The organism is Endozoicomonas sp. ALC013, assembly GCF_049310205.1.
Lineage (GTDB): Bacteria > Pseudomonadota > Gammaproteobacteria > Pseudomonadales > Endozoicomonadaceae > Endozoicomonas.
The window spans coordinates 1-15,151 of sequence record NZ_JBLYNS010000127.1; the positions used below are offsets into that span (position 1 = coordinate 1).

16 protein-coding genes and 1 pseudogene are annotated in these 15,151 nt (G+C 51.4%); 10 read left to right on the top strand and 7 right to left on the bottom strand.

What is annotated here, in order from left to right; all coding sequences use genetic code 11:
• Window positions 1-40: 40 nt before the first annotated feature.
• Window positions 41-577, bottom strand: coding sequence for a hypothetical protein (locus tag ACO6V1_RS18540; RefSeq protein WP_422450634.1), 537 nt, complete (start codon window positions 575-577; stop codon window positions 41-43).
• Window positions 578-750: 173 nt separating this feature from the next.
• Window positions 751-1,818, bottom strand: a pseudogene (locus tag ACO6V1_RS18545) (IS4 family transposase).
• A 298-nt stretch (window positions 1,819-2,116) separates the two neighbouring features.
• Here ACO6V1_RS18545 and ACO6V1_RS18550 point away from each other — a divergent pair.
• Both ACO6V1_RS18550 and ACO6V1_RS18555 read left to right on the top strand, forming a co-directional pair.
• Complete coding sequence (locus tag ACO6V1_RS18550; RefSeq protein ID WP_422450633.1) at window positions 2,117-2,368, top strand: site-specific integrase; 252 nt, start codon at window positions 2,117-2,119, stop codon at window positions 2,366-2,368.
• A complete protein-coding gene (locus tag ACO6V1_RS18555; RefSeq protein WP_422450632.1) occupies window positions 2,328-2,687 on the top strand; it encodes a tyrosine-type recombinase/integrase in 360 nt (119 codons plus the stop codon). Before ACO6V1_RS18550 ends, ACO6V1_RS18555 begins: the two co-directional genes overlap by 41 nt.
• A gap of 782 nt (window positions 2,688-3,469) precedes the next feature.
• Here the strand turns inward: ACO6V1_RS18555 and urtE are convergent.
• The 5 genes from urtE to urtA all read right to left on the bottom strand — a co-directional run bounded on the left by urtE (window position 3,470) and on the right by urtA (window position 9,068).
• A complete protein-coding gene (urtE, locus tag ACO6V1_RS18560) occupies window positions 3,470-4,165 on the bottom strand; it encodes an urea ABC transporter ATP-binding subunit UrtE (RefSeq protein ID WP_422467986.1) in 696 nt (231 codons plus the stop codon).
• A 29-nt stretch (window positions 4,166-4,194) separates the two neighbouring features.
• Entirely contained in the window at window positions 4,195-4,950 is a 756-nt protein-coding gene (gene urtD, locus ACO6V1_RS18565; RefSeq protein WP_422467974.1) for an urea ABC transporter ATP-binding protein UrtD, read from the bottom strand.
• Window positions 4,943-6,121 (bottom strand): urea ABC transporter permease subunit UrtC, encoded by a 1,179-nt coding sequence (urtC, locus tag ACO6V1_RS18570; protein ID WP_422467976.1) that lies wholly within the window; start codon window positions 6,119-6,121, stop codon window positions 4,943-4,945. Before urtC ends, urtD begins: the two co-directional genes overlap by 8 nt.
• Window positions 6,122-6,124: 3 nt before the next feature.
• A complete protein-coding gene (gene urtB, locus ACO6V1_RS18575; RefSeq protein ID WP_422467978.1) occupies window positions 6,125-7,771 on the bottom strand; it encodes an urea ABC transporter permease subunit UrtB in 1,647 nt (548 codons plus the stop codon).
• A gap of 67 nt (window positions 7,772-7,838) precedes the next feature.
• Window positions 7,839-9,068, bottom strand: coding sequence for an urea ABC transporter substrate-binding protein (gene urtA / locus ACO6V1_RS18580; RefSeq protein WP_422463573.1), 1,230 nt, complete (start codon window positions 9,066-9,068; stop codon window positions 7,839-7,841).
• A gap of 446 nt (window positions 9,069-9,514) precedes the next feature.
• Here urtA and ACO6V1_RS18585 point away from each other — a divergent pair, with 446 nt between their 5' ends.
• Genes ACO6V1_RS18585 through ACO6V1_RS18620 form a run of 8 tightly spaced genes read left to right on the top strand, consistent with a single transcriptional unit; the run spans window position 9,515 to window position 14,901 of the window.
• Window positions 9,515-10,405, top strand: coding sequence for an urease accessory protein UreD (locus tag ACO6V1_RS18585; RefSeq protein WP_422467980.1), 891 nt, complete (start codon window positions 9,515-9,517; stop codon window positions 10,403-10,405).
• A 30-nt stretch (window positions 10,406-10,435) separates the two neighbouring features.
• Window positions 10,436-10,738, top strand: coding sequence for an urease subunit gamma (locus ACO6V1_RS18590; protein ID WP_209204055.1), 303 nt, complete (start codon window positions 10,436-10,438; stop codon window positions 10,736-10,738).
• 9 nt (window positions 10,739-10,747) lie between these two features.
• Window positions 10,748-11,083, top strand: a complete 336-nt coding sequence (locus ACO6V1_RS18595; RefSeq protein WP_422467982.1) for an urease subunit beta — start codon at window positions 10,748-10,750, stop codon at window positions 11,081-11,083.
• The gene (ureC, locus tag ACO6V1_RS18600) at window positions 11,080-12,798 is read left to right on the top strand and encodes an urease subunit alpha (RefSeq protein WP_422467984.1); all 1,719 of its coding nucleotides are present in this window, start codon (window positions 11,080-11,082) and stop codon (window positions 12,796-12,798) included. The genes ACO6V1_RS18595 and ureC overlap by 4 nt, the downstream gene beginning before the upstream one ends.
• Window positions 12,799-12,813: 15 nt before the next feature.
• Window positions 12,814-13,305: an urease accessory protein UreE gene (gene ureE, locus ACO6V1_RS18605; protein WP_422450625.1), complete on the top strand. Its 492-nt coding sequence runs from the start codon at window positions 12,814-12,816 to the stop codon at window positions 13,303-13,305.
• The gene (locus tag ACO6V1_RS18610) at window positions 13,289-13,963 is read left to right on the top strand and encodes an urease accessory protein UreF (protein ID WP_422450624.1); all 675 of its coding nucleotides are present in this window, start codon (window positions 13,289-13,291) and stop codon (window positions 13,961-13,963) included. The genes ureE and ACO6V1_RS18610 overlap by 17 nt, the downstream gene beginning before the upstream one ends.
• Window positions 13,964-14,000: 37 nt before the next feature.
• A complete protein-coding gene (ureG, locus tag ACO6V1_RS18615) occupies window positions 14,001-14,651 on the top strand; it encodes an urease accessory protein UreG (protein ID WP_209278324.1) in 651 nt (216 codons plus the stop codon).
• 46 nt (window positions 14,652-14,697) lie between these two features.
• Window positions 14,698-14,901 (top strand): HupE/UreJ family protein, encoded by a 204-nt coding sequence (locus ACO6V1_RS18620; RefSeq protein WP_422450622.1) that lies wholly within the window; start codon window positions 14,698-14,700, stop codon window positions 14,899-14,901.
• The last annotated feature ends 250 nt before the right edge of the window (window positions 14,902-15,151 follow it).

Below are 15,151 nucleotides of genomic sequence, written 5' to 3' on the forward strand. Positions count from 1 at the left end.
CCGGAGAAAGACCAGCCCTTACCCGATGTATACGCGGTGATTACTCAAGTTCTAAACTCACCAAATTTGTTACAAAAGGCTTTACAGTGAACTCTCCTGTCACAAAGCGATTTCTACCTGTTTCCCAGTTAAGTGCTTTTATATAGTACTTTCCTGCAGCAAGAGTCAATTCTGGATAATTTAGATCGTCGAATGTTATTGGGTCTTCTTTTAACCACCCCTCAGAAGTAACTTCAAAGATGTAACCGCCACATCTTAAAGTACCAATCCTTGGATGCATGCAGGAATCTAACACAAGCTTTGTCTGGTTTTTGGGGTTTTTCTCTGTTTTAGTAATAGATATTTTCCCAAGCTCTCTCTTAGTTTTTGATGCTTCAACTATTGAAATGTTTTTACTTTCAACAGAGTAGGATCTGGATTTAGAAGTTTCTGGTATTATAGATCCAACATCTGTTGTTGATTTTAACACCCCGTCAATTGCACCGGAAACAGCATCACTTGCAATTTGATTAATATCAGTGGTAGAACACCCTTGAATTAATACCATTGCAGAAAACAATATTCCAAGCTTCTTCATTTTATCACTCCTTTGTGTGCCACTTTGTATTTTTGGTGTTTTGTTGTATGAGCGTATAACAGTCGTTTACACGTATCAGTTTCGCATAACATACTGTAGATTCGCTATACGCACCAGCCGATACCCCCATGCAGCGCGACTTACACAGCGTTCTGCATTTTAAAGGCTATATCCTATGTACGGGACAAAACCTGAAGCAGGGTCTGAAATCCAATCTGATCATTTTTTGAACCCTCGTTTTTCAAAACCCTGCGGAGCATGTCTATTCCCAGTCTGAACAGAGCTTTGGCTGGCCGCATATGCTTATTCAAAGGGAGTTCTTTCGCTTCACCATAATGCCAGTGACCAGCAATCAAACACCAGGCAAATGCCAATGCAAGCATGCCCATTAGCTTGTCCATGCGATCCAGATCCGTCATGTGGGTAGACTCAAGATCAAAGCCTCGACTTTTCAGGCAACCAAACAGCGTTTCTATCGACCAACGCTTATAGTAGTCCTCAATCATGGTGTCTGGTTTCTGGGTTGCCACGACAATCAAGAGTCCCTTGATTGTGCGTCTTGCAGCAATATAAAGAGAAACACCTGAAACTTTGCGTTTGCTGTGCCAAGTGACAGTCTGGTCAAGCTTTATGTTCCAAAACAATTGTGCGGCTTTGATATTCTTGCCACAGTTACTCAGTACTGTAGTGCTTTCCTTGATTCGCAGTCGGCAGAAGATGCCCTGATTGTCCAGCTAATTGAACCACTCACGGCCAATGAACTCACGATCAGCAAGTAGCTCATCTATCTTATCCGCTGGAATCAATTTCAGGACTCGTTCCATGATAGCAATACGCTCTTCAGCATTTGAGTTGCCGCCACTCTTATCGAGGCAAATCCAGACAATGGGAATAGACGCTCCCTGCCATGCAACAGCAACCACGAGATAGTTGATATGCTGACTGCCAAACTGCCAGTTGGTTCTATCCATGCAGAGTGTGTATCTGTCGAGGTTCAGCCAGTGAAGTATCAGTTTACCCAGCTGTTCATAACAGTAGGTGTAACCGGCAAAAAAGCGCTTTATACGACGATAGCTTGATTCTGCCTGAGACTTGCTTTGGAACTCTTCTGCTACACGGTAAAGATTGCATGATCGCCCACGTATCAGGCCGAGAATGAATTGGGCAAGAAAAATAATCCGGGCTTGATGCCAGGGCAGATGAGCTTTAAGCTCCTTGGCTAATGAGCTGACTTCTTCCATGTACTTCTACTACGATAATCTGTTCGGAGGTTAGAGACCGCATAGATTACCTTACATGGAGAGTCAGCTCATCCCCTGAGAACTCTTGCCAGCTCTGGCCTCCAGATTTTTTGTCCCGTACATAGGGCTATATCTTCTGATTCGCATTTAGTAATTCGTATATTTTTCGGTCAAGCAACCCGTGTGATTAAAGATTGCTTTATTTTCATTCAAAAAAACATGTTAACCATTCAGTTGATTTTTTGCATATACGAACTAGCTTTTACTGTATAAAAACACAGTATCAAGTAGGACTTATATGAGATTACAAGAACGCTTTCAAATTGCCATTCGCTCTGACGGTTACTCTCTGTCTACCGAGCGCAGCTACTGGGACTGGATTAAACGCTTTATAAAATTTCATAAAATGCGTCATCCCGATTTACTGACTGGCGATAATGTCCGTGATTTTCTTACCCATCTGGTGATGAAAAAGCACGTTGCTATCAGCACTCAGCAGCAGGCATTGAGTGCCCTGGTCTTTTTGTACAAACAAGTGCTGGGGGCGTGACAGCTTTACGATCAATGACTGGCTAAAAGCAAAACGGCCAAAAAAACTCCCTGTTGTGTTTTCGGTGACTGAAGCCAACTCTGTCTTGTCCTATCTCAAAGGCACACCATTATTAGTCGCCCAATTAATGTATGGTGCCGGTCTTCGACTGAAGGAAACACTCCGTCTCAGGGTTCAGGATGTTGATTTTGGGCGTATGGAAATTACCGTTCGCCATGGCAAGGGTGGCAAAGACAGAATGACGTTGTTGCCCAAAGCGTCTGTTGAAGCATTACCGTTCAAGAGTTGTTGGGTCATGCCAATGTCAATACAACAATGATATATCCATGTACTCAATCGCGGTGGTAAAGCGGTTTTAAGGAATTGTCACGAAATAATTTCGATATTTTGAACTCGATCTCCGTTCATCCTGAGCTTGTCGAAGGGTGATAGGCACAATACATGAGGCCGGAGTTCACGCCCTTCGACAGGCTCAGGACGAACGTGGTTTTGAAACTCAGAAATGTACAAATTATTCCGGGGCAATTCCTAAGCCCTGTTGATCGCTGATAAAAAATGAGGGCCAGATCAACACCCGGAAGCTTAAATCAAAAAATGATAAAACAACTTTCGAACCGCACTCACGCTACCGCCCCTCTATTCCATTTACTTGAGTATTAAGGCAGTTTTGCATTACACGACAATTTATTTATAGTTGTATAGGGGTGAAATAGTACCATCGAACTGGTACCTGAGGTATTCTTTTTAATGCTCCCAACAAGGAATTGTCTCGGAATAAGTTCCGGATTTGACTGAGACTTGTTAAGGAACTGTCATGAAATAACTTCCACATTCCCGGTGCTAACCCAGTCAAGAAAAAATTTTGCCACGGAGTCACGGAGGAAAAGATTTTTTTCTATTCTCCGTGTCTCCGTGGCAAAAATAGGAAGTTTCAGGGACAATTCCCAAGCTCACCCCCTGCTGGCCGCAAAATCACAAGCGGCCTGCCTTTTTCCGGTGGTAGGAAGCGCTTACTGAAACGTCAAAGTTATTAAATGACAGTGCCTAAACGGGGTTGAAAATCAGGGTACCAGCGGTGACACTGAATACAATGACCAGCTATCAAACAGTCATTAAACGACGAACGGCAACTTCATCCATGTCGTTGCCGGCTCCTGCCAAAGCAACCTCGCCTCGATCCAGCACCGCAAAGGTATCCGCCAGGTCACGGGCAAACTCAAAGAACTGCTCAACCAGCAGAATGGCCATCTCACCCCGGTCCCGGAGCAGACCAATAACCGACTGAATATCCTTGATAATGGACGGTTGAATGCCCTCCGTTGGCTCATCCAGAATCAACAGCTCTGGCCGGGTTACCAGTGCCCGGGCAATGGCCAGCTGCTGTTGCTGACCACCGGACAAATCGCCACCCCGACGATGGCGCATCTGTTGTAACACGGGAAAGAGATCAAAGATTTCCGGATCAATCCGCCGCTTTGCCCGGGGCAGACAGGCAAAACCGGTTTCCAGGTTTTCCTGCACCGTCAGTAAAGGAAAAATCTGCCGCCCCTGGGGAACATAGGCGATACCGTTCCGTGCCCTTGAGTGAGCGGGGCTGCTGGCAATATCCCTGCCCTGCCACAGGATCTTGCCAGAGGCGGGTGTTACCCGACCAGCAACAGCATTCATCAGGGTGGTTTTGCCAACACCATTGCGCCCCATAACGCTGGTCACCTGTCCCTTATGCGCGGCAATGGTTACCGACTTCAGGGCCTGGCTGGCACTGTAAAACACATCAATGCCCTGTACTTCCAGCATCCCTTCCATTGTTCCTTCCATTGCCCCTCCTATCTACCCAGATAAACGTCGATGACTTTTTGATTCTGCTGAACATGGTCCAATGAGCCGGACGCCAGCACACTGCCTTCATGCAGCACCATCACCGGGCACTCCAGCGCCCGGATAAACGCCATATCATGTTCAACCACTACCACACTGCGCTCTCTGGCCAGATCTTTTAACAGATCTGCCGTTCTGAAGGTCTCTTCGTCGGTCATACCCGCCGCCGGTTCATCCACCAGCAATAGCTCCGGTTCCTGCAACAGCAGCATGCCAATCTCCAGCCACTGTTTCTGTCCATGGGATAATGAGGCCCCTGACCACCCTTTCCGGTCTGACAATCGAATCAGAGCCATCACTTCATCGATTCTTCTGGCACCTTTTGCGCTGAGCGCACCAAACATGGCAGCAAAAGGCGTTCGTCGTCCAGTCAGGGCCAGCTCCAGATTTTCCCAAACTGTCAGGCTTTCAATCACGGAGGGCTTCTGAAACTTCCGGCCAATCCCCATATTGGCGACGTCGGTTTCGTCATAGCGGGTCAAATCCACGTTGCCACGAAAAAACACTTCACCGGAGTCAGGTCGGGTTTTACCGGTCACCACATCCATCATGGTGCTCTTACCCGCACCATTGGGGCCGATAATCGCACTCAGCTCTTTTTCCCGCACCATAAAGGAGAGTTCATTCAATGCCCGGAAGCCATCGAAACTGACCGTGACATTGTTGAGATAGAGCAAAGTGTCGTTGGGTATATGCTTATCCATCCACTAACTCCTTTCTCTCAGCTCTGTTGCCCTGAGGATCCCGGCGTTCATTGATAAAGCCCGCGATCTGTTGATAAAGCCCGACCAAACCTTTAGGCAGCCAAAGCGTAGTAATAACAAACAGCGCCCCCAGGGCAAACAGCCAGGCATCGGGCATAACGCCGGTAAACCAGGTTTTAGCGTAGTTAACAACGACGGCACCAATCACCGCACCATAGAGTGTTCCACGACCACCGACGGCTACCCAGACCACCAGCTCAATAGAGTTGATGGGAGAAAACTCACCCGGATTAATAATGCCAACCTGGGGAACATAGAGGGCACCGGCAATACCGGCAAGCACCGCCGACAGGGTAAACGCCACCAGCTTGTAGTGTTCAACCTGGTAGCCCATAAAGCGTACCCGGCTCTCGGCATCCCGCACGGCCACCAGCACCCGGCCATAACGGCTGCTCACCAGCCAGCGACACACCAGGTAACCCAGCACCAGTGCCAGTGCAGACGCCATAAGCAGTACCACACGGGTACGGTCACTTTGCAGGCTGAAACCCAGCAGGTCCTTAAAGTCAGTCAGGCCATTATTACCACCAAAGCCAAAGTCATTCTGGAAGAACAATAGCATCAGGGCATACGTCAGTGCCTGAGTAATGATGGAGAGATAAACACCGGTCACCCGGGAACGGAAAGCCAGCCAGCCAAAAAGGAACGCCAGCAGACCGGGCACCAGGGCGACCATTACCAGGGCAACAGCGAAAGAGTCAAACCCATACCAGTACCAGGGCAGCTCCTGCCAGTTCAGAAACACCATAAAGTCCGGCAGCTCCGGGTTGCCATAAACACCACGGTCTCCAATCTGGCGCATCAGGTACATACCCATGGCATAACCGCCCAGGGCAAAAAAGGCCCCATGACCCAGGCTGAGAATCCCGCAGTATCCCCAGACCAGATCCAAAGCCAGGGCCAGCAATCCATAGCAGAGATACTTCCCCAGCAGAGTAACGGTATAGTTGCTGACGTGCAGGGGAGAACCTTCCGGCATCAATGTGTTGAGCAACACCACCACAACCGTGATTGCCATCACTGACGACAGAAGAAGTTTACCGGCACGATCTTCAAGCCGATCTTCAAGCAACAGCCGGGATAAAAACCCCTGTTGGAATCCATTCGTCATGTGTCAGCCCTCAACTGCCCGCCCCTTGAGCGCAAACAGCCCCCGGGGTCGCTTCTGGATAAACAGAATGATGAATACCAATACCAGAATCTTGGCAACCACGGCACCAGCCCAGGGCTCCAGAAACTTATTCACCACACCCAGTCCCATGGCGGCGACCAAGGTGCCCCACAGGCTCCCTACGCCACCGAACACCACCACCATGAAGGAGTCGATAATGTAATTCTGACCCAGGTTTGGCCCAACATTGGTCAACTGCGACAGGGCGACGCCCGCCACACCGGCAATACCGGAGCCCAGGCCAAAGGTCAGGGCATCCACCCGGCCGGTAGGAATACCCATGGAACTGGCCATGGCGCGGTTCTGGGTCACTGCGCGGATATTCAGGCCAAAGCGGCTGTGACGCATCACCAGCAGCAGCACCATAAACACCAGCAGACTGAAGCCAACAATGTATAAACGGTTCCAGGTGAGCGACAGTGCCTCATTAATTACCCACGAGCCACTCATCCAGGCGGGTGTGGCCACTTCCTGATTCAATGGTGAAAAAATCGTTCTTACCGCCTGCTGAAGAATCAGGCTGATACCAAAGGTCGCCAGCAGGGTTTCCAGGGGACGACCATAGAGATGGCGGATAACCAGCCACTCAATAAGGACCCCGGTAGCACCGGCAACCAGAAAGGCCAGGGGGATGGCAATAAACAGGGACTGGTCAATGAGTTCCGGAAATAGTGACTGAATGACGAACGTCGTATAAGCACCGAGCATCATCATCTCCCCATGGGCCATATTAATCACGCCCATCACCCCGAAAGTAATCGCCAGCCCGATAGCCGACAGCAACAGCACAGAGCCAAGACTCAAGCCAAAGAAGATATTTTCAGCCACGGTATAGTACTGCTGTCGCTGGTCAATTTCGGCCAGTGCCGTTGTGATGGTTTGTGCCAGCGCGGTATGGTCCGTAGCGGTTACTGCCTCCGCCAGTGCGGAACGAATAAAGGGGTGATCAGAACGGGTGAGCACCTCAACCGCTGCTATTTGTGCACTGATCGAACCCGTCTGCAAGCGATCCAGAGCCAGGGCCATATCCAGGGCATTGATAACTCCCTGATTCTCTTCGCTGGCCCTCAAAGTTCTGAGTGTACCCAGCGTTTTGCTATCCAGCGTTTTCAGAGAGGCGTATATGGCATTTATGCGGGTTTGTGGGTCACTGGCTTTCAAGTCCCAGGATGCCAGTGCTGTTTTAATGATTGAGCGCAGTTGATTATTAATTCTTACTTTTTTCAGCGCTCTTTTCTTTACTGTGCCAAGGACTGAAGACGCACCTTGCAACTCCCCCTGGGCAGGGAAAGGGTCAAAAATCCGATACTGTTTATCCGGCGTCTTTTCGGCGAACACCAGTCGTTTATGCTGTTTCTCAACAAACAGTTTGCCATTGAGCCAATGTTCCAGAATCTGTTGGCTGGACTCGCTGCCTTCTTCCGCCAGGGACGTGATCACAGCTTCCAGCTGTCCCCAGGAACTTTTGCTTAATAATGGTTTAAGGTCTTCGGGCAACACCGCCAACACCGGCCGCGATAAAATCAGCAGCAGGAACAGGAGAAAGCGTGCTGGCAGACTGTGAACCATCTGCCGGAAGTTCTGATTCATAATACATCCTTATATGTCCCTCCCTTGCGGGATAGGGAGGGCCTGATCGTTACTCTATCTTTATAAATCAGTAGTTCTGGCCGGAGCAGACGCCGGTTTCCAGGTTATAGTTGCCGCATTGAACCGGTGCCGACCAGTCGGCAACAATTTTGGAACTTTCCGGCAGAAAATCGGTCCAGGCGTCGCCAATAACGCCACCTTTGGTTTCCCAGACAATCTCGAACTGACCATCATCCTGAATTTCACCAATCAATACCGGCTTGGTCAGATGGTGGTTGGTATTCATCACCGCTGTGCCACCGGTCAGGTTAGGAACGGTAATGCCATACATCGCTGAACGCACTGAATCAACGTTGGTGGTACCGGCCTTCTCAACCGCCTCAACCCACATATTGAAGCCGATGTAAGTGGCTTCCATCGGGTCATTGGCAACTCGCTCTTCATCCTTGATAAAAGACTGCCATGTTTCAATAAATTCATCGTTGGTGTCACTTTCAGCACTCATGAAATAGTTCCATGCCGCCAGGTGACCTACCAGTGGCCCGGTATCAATGCCGGAAAGTTCTTCTTCACCCACCGAAAAAGCAATCACCGGAATCTCTTCAGCCGAAACCCCCTGGTTTCCCAGTTCCTTGTAGAATGGAACATTGGCATCGCCATTGATGGTGGAAATCACCGCGGTCTTTTTACCGGTATTACCAAACTTTTTGATATCAGAAACAATGGTCTGCCAGTCTGAGTGACCGAACGGCGTATAATTGATCATAATGTCAGCATCTTTGATGCCTTTGCTTTTCAGGTAGGATTCCAGAATTTTGTTGGTGGTTCTTGGATAAACATAGTCGGTACCGGCCAGAACGAAACGGGTGACCGCACCCCCCTCTTCGCTCATCAGGTAATCCACCGCCGGAATGGCCTGCTGGTTGGGTGCCGCGCCGGTATAAAACACATTTTTCGAGGACTCTTCCCCTTCATACTGAACCGGGTAGAACATCAGACCATTCAGTTCTTCCACCACCGGCAGTACCGATTTGCGGGACACGGAAGTCCAGCCGCCAAAAATAACATCGACGTCTTCTTTAACCAGCAGCTCCCTGGCTTTCTCGGCAAACAATGGCCAGTCCGAGGCCGGGTCAACGACCACTGCCTCCAGCTTCTTGCCAAGCACCCCACCATTTTTATTCTGCTCTTCCACCATCATCAACACGGTATCTTTCAGCGTGGTTTCACTGATGGCCATGGTGCCGGAAAGGGAGTGAAGCACCCCAACCTTAATGGTGTCTGCAGCCTGAGCCATTACTGACCATGACAGTGCGGCAGTAGCCACCGATGCCGTTAAAAAGTTCCTGGATAGTTTGTTTAACCGGTTGTTCATAGCTTCCCCGCTGTCGATTGTTCGCTGTTCGTTTCCTGAACAGGGGATAGCAAGAGGTGTGCCATGGTCAGTTTCAGTGCTTGCGCCATGGGAAAGCTGGCTGGGAAAGAGAGCCTCCGCCCTGAATTTTCCAGACCGGCAGGCATTTGCCGGAAACAACAGGGGGTACGCCATATTTTGGCGCGCCTTGCAGGCACATTAACTGATGCCGCACCAAATCAAGGCATTCATAATGACCATTTGGTCAGGTATTATGTCGGCGACAAGTGACGTATTCAGTGAAATACTGTGTCTGGCACAGGTTTTGCCATTGATCAAAAAGATCACCAATAAATGATCCCGGATAAGAACAAGCACAAGGCTGTAATATGCAAGCATCATCGGGTGAGACAGAGAGCAACCAGAGCAGCAGGCCTGATAGCGCCGAGGTATCGTCGTCGGGTTGGCGTGCCGGGATAGACGTAGAACTTAAACACCTGAATGGCCGTACCCTGATGGGGAGAACCCGCCATTATGGGCCGCTGCGCATTCAACGCCCTTTCTGGCCGGAAGGCAAAGACCTGACCCATCTTTATATTCTGCATCCTCCCGGTGGCCTGGTGGCCGGAGATGAACTGGTACAGCGCTTTGCCATCAGAAAAGGTGCCCATGGGCTGGTCACAACCCCGGCTGCCGGTAAAGTCTATTTCAACGGCAATGGTCAACTACAAAAACAGACAACGCATATCACGGTCAGCGACTCAGCCTCCATGGAGTGGCTGCCTCAGGAAACCATCCTGTTTAACGGTGCCATTACCGAGCTTGATACCCGCATTGAACTGAGCGGCAATGCGCTCTTTGCAGGCTGGGATATTATCTGTCTGGGTCGAACCGCCAGCGGCGAGCAGTTTGCCCGAGGGCAACTCACCCAGCATCTCACCCTGACCCGGGACAGCACACCGCTCTACCTTGACAGGCTCGATTTTGCTGCCGGGTCTGCACTGCCCATGTCCCTTCTGGGGCTCGATAATCACACCGTCTTTGGCACCTTTCTGATCACCCTGGAAAGCCCGCCAGACTTACCCGGCCTGCACAGCCAGCTGGTCGATAAAGGCTGGCACCGGGTAACCGCCATCACCTGGCGGGCCGGTGTGTTTATTGTGCGTTACCTGGGCGATTCATCAGAGCAGGCCAGAACCATTTTTACCTGGATTTGGGAAGCTGAGAGAGAACGATTCAATGGCCGCAAAGGGTGTCGGCCACGCATCTGGAATACCTAAATTAACGAATAATTAAAGCAGGATCTCACTATGGAACTTACCCCCCGGGAAAAAGACAAGCTGCTTCTCTATACCGCAGCACTGGTTGCCGAGCGTCGTTTAGGGCGCGGGGTCAAACTGAACTACCCGGAAGCCATCGCGCTGATCTCCATGCATATCATGGAAGGTGCCCGTGACGGTAAAACAGTGGCCCAGTTAATGAATGAAGGCCGTGAAGTGATTACCCGTGAGCAGGTGATGGACGGTATTCCGGAAATGATCCACGAGGTTCAGGTGGAAGCCACCTTCCCCGATGGTACCAAGCTGGTCACCGTCCATAACCCCATAGCCTGAGGATTGATCATGATACCAGGAGAAGTGATTGCCTCTGCCGACCCCATTGAGATTAACGTCGGCAGGGAGACCCTGACCCTCTCGGTGGCCAATACCGGTGACCGTCCTATCCAGGTGGGTTCCCACTACCACTTTTATGAAACCAATCCCGCCCTTGCTTTTGACCGTGAGCAGACCCTCGGGTTTCGCCTGAATATCCCGGCAGGGACGGCTGTCCGTTTTGAACCCGGCCAGGACCGACAGGTCGAACTGGTTCGCTATGCCGGCAAACAGACCATTTACGGATTCCGTGGCGAGGTGATGGGCACACTGCCAGAACCAAAACAGCCGGGAGAAACACAATGACCATCAAACGTACGCAGATGGACCGGCAAACCTATGTGGATATGTTTGGCCCCACCGTAGGCGACAAAGTTCGTCTGGGGGATACCGAACTGTTTATCAGCCCCGAAAAGGATTACACGGTCTACGGGGATGAAGTGAAATTTGGCGGTGGCAAGGTAATCCGGGACGGTATGGGACAAAGCCAGCGGCCCGGCGCAGAGGTTGTGGATACCGTTATCACCAACGCCCTGATTCTCGACCACTGGGGTATCGTCAAGGCCGATATCGGTATCAAACAGGGTCGTATTGAAACAATTGGCAAGGCGGGTAACCCGGATGTTCAGGAAGGTGTGGATATTATTATCGGCCCGGGCACCGAGGTGATTGCCGGAGAAGGGCAGATCATTACCGCCGGTGGTGTCGATGCCCATATTCACTTTATCTGCCCCCAGCAGATTGAAGAAGCCCTGACCTCCGGTGTCACCACCATGCTCGGTGGCGGCACGGGGCCTGCCACCGGCACCAATGCCACCACCTGTACGCCCGGCACCTGGCATATCAGCACCATGCTCAAAGCCGTGGACAGCCTGCCCATGAACATTGGCTTTCTGGGTAAAGGCAATGGCAGTCTGCCGGAAGCCCTGGAAGAACAGGTGCTGGCCGGTGCCATGGGCATGAAACTCCATGAGGACTGGGGAACCACACCGGAATCTATTGACTGCTGTCTGACGGTGGCTGAGAAATACGACATTCAGGTGGCAATCCATACCGACACCCTGAACGAATCCGGTTTTGTGGAAGACACACTGGCTGCCTTTAAAGGTCGGGTGATCCATACCTACCACACGGAAGGAGCCGGTGGTGGCCATGCACCGGATATTATTAAAGCCTGTGGCGAAAGCTATGTACTACCATCGTCGACTAATCCGACACGCCCCTACACCGTCAATACGGTGGATGAGCATTTGGACATGCTGATGGTCTGCCATCATCTGGACCCCAATATTCCTGAAGATGTGGCCTTTGCCGACTCCCGTATCCGCCGGGAAACCATTGCGGCGGAAGATATCCTCCATGACCTGGGCGCTTTCAGTATGATCGCCTCAGACTCTCAGGCCATGGGACGGGTCGGCGAAGTGATCAGCAGAACCTGGCAGACCGCCCATAAAATGAAAGTGCAACGGGGACTGTTGCCAGAAGATAGCGATGCCGGGGTGGATAACTTCCGGGTTCGTCGCTATATCGCCAAATATACCATCAACCCCGCCATTACCCACGGTATTGCCCACGAGGTCGGCTCCATTGAGCCGGGTAAACTGGCTGACCTGGTGCTGTGGAAACCGGCATTTTTCGGCGTTAAACCGTCACTGGTGATTAAGGGGGGTGCTATCGCAACGGCACCGATGGGCGACCCGAATGCCTCCATCCCGACACCCCAGCCGGTTCATTACCGCCCCATGTTTGGTGCTATGGGGCAGGCCGTTGCCGATACGTCATTGTCGTTTGTTTCCCAGGCGGCACTGGAGGCGGGTATTGGTGAAAAACTGGGCCTGAAGAAAACCTTATCTGCCGTTAAAAATACCCGGACCATCCGCAAGGCGGATATGGTGCTCAATACCTGGCAGCCCCGGATGGAGGTGGACCCGGAAACCTATGAAGTCAGGGCCAATGGCGAACTGCTGGTGTGTGAACCGGCAGACGTGGTGCCGCTGGCCCAGCGTTATTTCTTATTCTGAAACCGAGGATCGTTTATGTTGAAGTTAATCGAGCGCCTCCCGACAGCGAGCAGTGAGTTTTCTGATGAACTCCTGCTCCCTTTTGATCAACGCAAACGTGGACGACTGAAAGCCGTTACGGTGAGTGGCCGGGATGCCGGTATTTTTATTGACCGTGGCGACGTTATGCGTGACGGCACTCTGCTGCAAGCTGAAACCGGCGAAATCATCCGCATTACCGCCGCCAGTGAAGCCGTCACCACCGCCCGTTGTAAGGATCCTTTGACCTTTGCCAGGGCCTGTTATCACCTGGGCAACCGCCACGTTCCCTTGCAGATAGGCGACAACTGGCTACGCTACCAGGTTGACCATGTTCTGGATGATATGGTGTCCCTGCTTGGGCTGGAACTGGACCATGAACAGGCTCCCTTTGAGCCTGAGAACGGTGCCTATAGCAAGGGTCATTCCCATCATCAGCACAGTCATGCTCACGAACATGGACACGCCCATCATGAGCATCACCACTGAGTCGCTGCTGGGTCTGCTGCATCTGGCCAGCCCGGCACTGCCGGTTGGTGCGTTTGCTTACTCCCAGGGGCTGGAAACCGCCATTGACCGACAGTGGTGCTATAACCGTGAGACCACCGGCAACTGGATCAGCGAACTGATGCAACAGGGCATGGCCCGTCTGGATATACCGGTGTTTTTCCGGCTATACGACGCCTTTTCGGTAGAAGACCGGCAGCAGGTTAACCACTGGAACGAAACGCTGCTGGCTTTCCGGGAGACCAGGGAGTTATACGATGAAGACTGCCAGGTTGGCCGCGCATTTGCTGTCTGGGTCAAGTCCATGTATCCGGACGAAGCCCGTACGGACTGGTTGCAATCGCCGACACAGGCCGCCATGTTCGCCCTGTCCTCGTTATGTCATGGCATCGATAAGAAAACCGCTGCGACAGGGTTGCTCTGGTCCTGGTGTGAGAACCAGGTAACCGCAGCCACCAAAGCCGTTCCCCTTGGCCAGACCGATGCCCAGCATATTCTGAAGCGCCTGATTCACGGGATCGAACCCGCACTCACCCTGGCCCAGTCACTGGCAGATCATGAAATTGGTAACAACCTGATGCACTTTGCCATGGCCAGTTGCTGGCATGAGCATCAGTATTCGAGGCTATTCCGCTCTTAACCTGACCATTTACCCGTTAATAACAAGGACAATCACCATGACAACATCAAGAACCCCACAAACCCTGCGTGTCGGTGTCGGTGGCCCGGTCGGTTCCGGTAAGACCGCACTGCTGACCAAACTCTGTGCCGCCATGCGCGACCATTACAATCTGGCCGTGGTCACCAACGATATTTATACGAAAGAAGACGCCCAATTTCTGATGCGCAATGAAGCGCTGGACGAAGACCGGATCATCGGGGTAGAAACCGGTGGCTGCCCACACACCGCCATTCGTGAAGACGCCTCCATGAATCTGGCGGCAGTTGATGAACTGTGCCAGCGCCACCCCGGTCTTGAACTGGTTCTGGTAGAGTCTGGTGGCGATAACCTCAGTGCCACTTTCAGCCCGGAACTGTCTGACCTGACCCTCTATGTCATCGACGTTTCTGCCGGCGACAAAATCCCACGCAAAGGTGGCCCGGGCATTACCCGCTCCGACCTGCTGATTATCAACAAAACAGACCTGGCACCTTATGTTGGAGCCTCTCTGGAAGTGATGGATCGGGATGCCAGAAAAATGCGGGGAGACCGCCCGTTTTTCTTCACCAACCTGAAGGCCAACGAAGGCGTGCGGGAGATCATCGATTTCATTATCGATAAAGGCATGCTGGATGCCAAAATGCCGGAAGCCGCAGCGACCGCGTAGAACATCCAACGGTTTAACTGATAAAATTCAAACAAGGAAAACAGGCATGAACATCAAATTACTGTCACTGGCCAGCGTGAGTACCCTGATCGCCAGTCAGGCTATGGCCCACCCGGGAGATCACTCTACCGGTGGTGTGATGACAGCTATCTGGCATCAGCTGACGGAACCGGATCATCTGTTGTTTGCCGGTTTAGTGGCTGCTGCTGTTATTGTTGGCGTGAAGGTTTATCAGAAGAAGAAAGCATAGGGCCTGTTGAGCAGAAGAGCATCAGAGCGGGATTTCTCTGATGCTCTCAAATACGGTCTTACTCAGCTATCTCAATAATTCAAGGGAAAAGTGATACAAAATACGTTTTTGGGAATTTATTCTTTTCCCATATCAAAAACAAGATCTGCAAATTATAAAAAACTTCCAGGTTTGCACAAAGCATATAACGCCAAATTTAGCGGCACGAGCGGAGTGAGTGACCGCTGGAATTTTTTGGTACGCCCGGCAT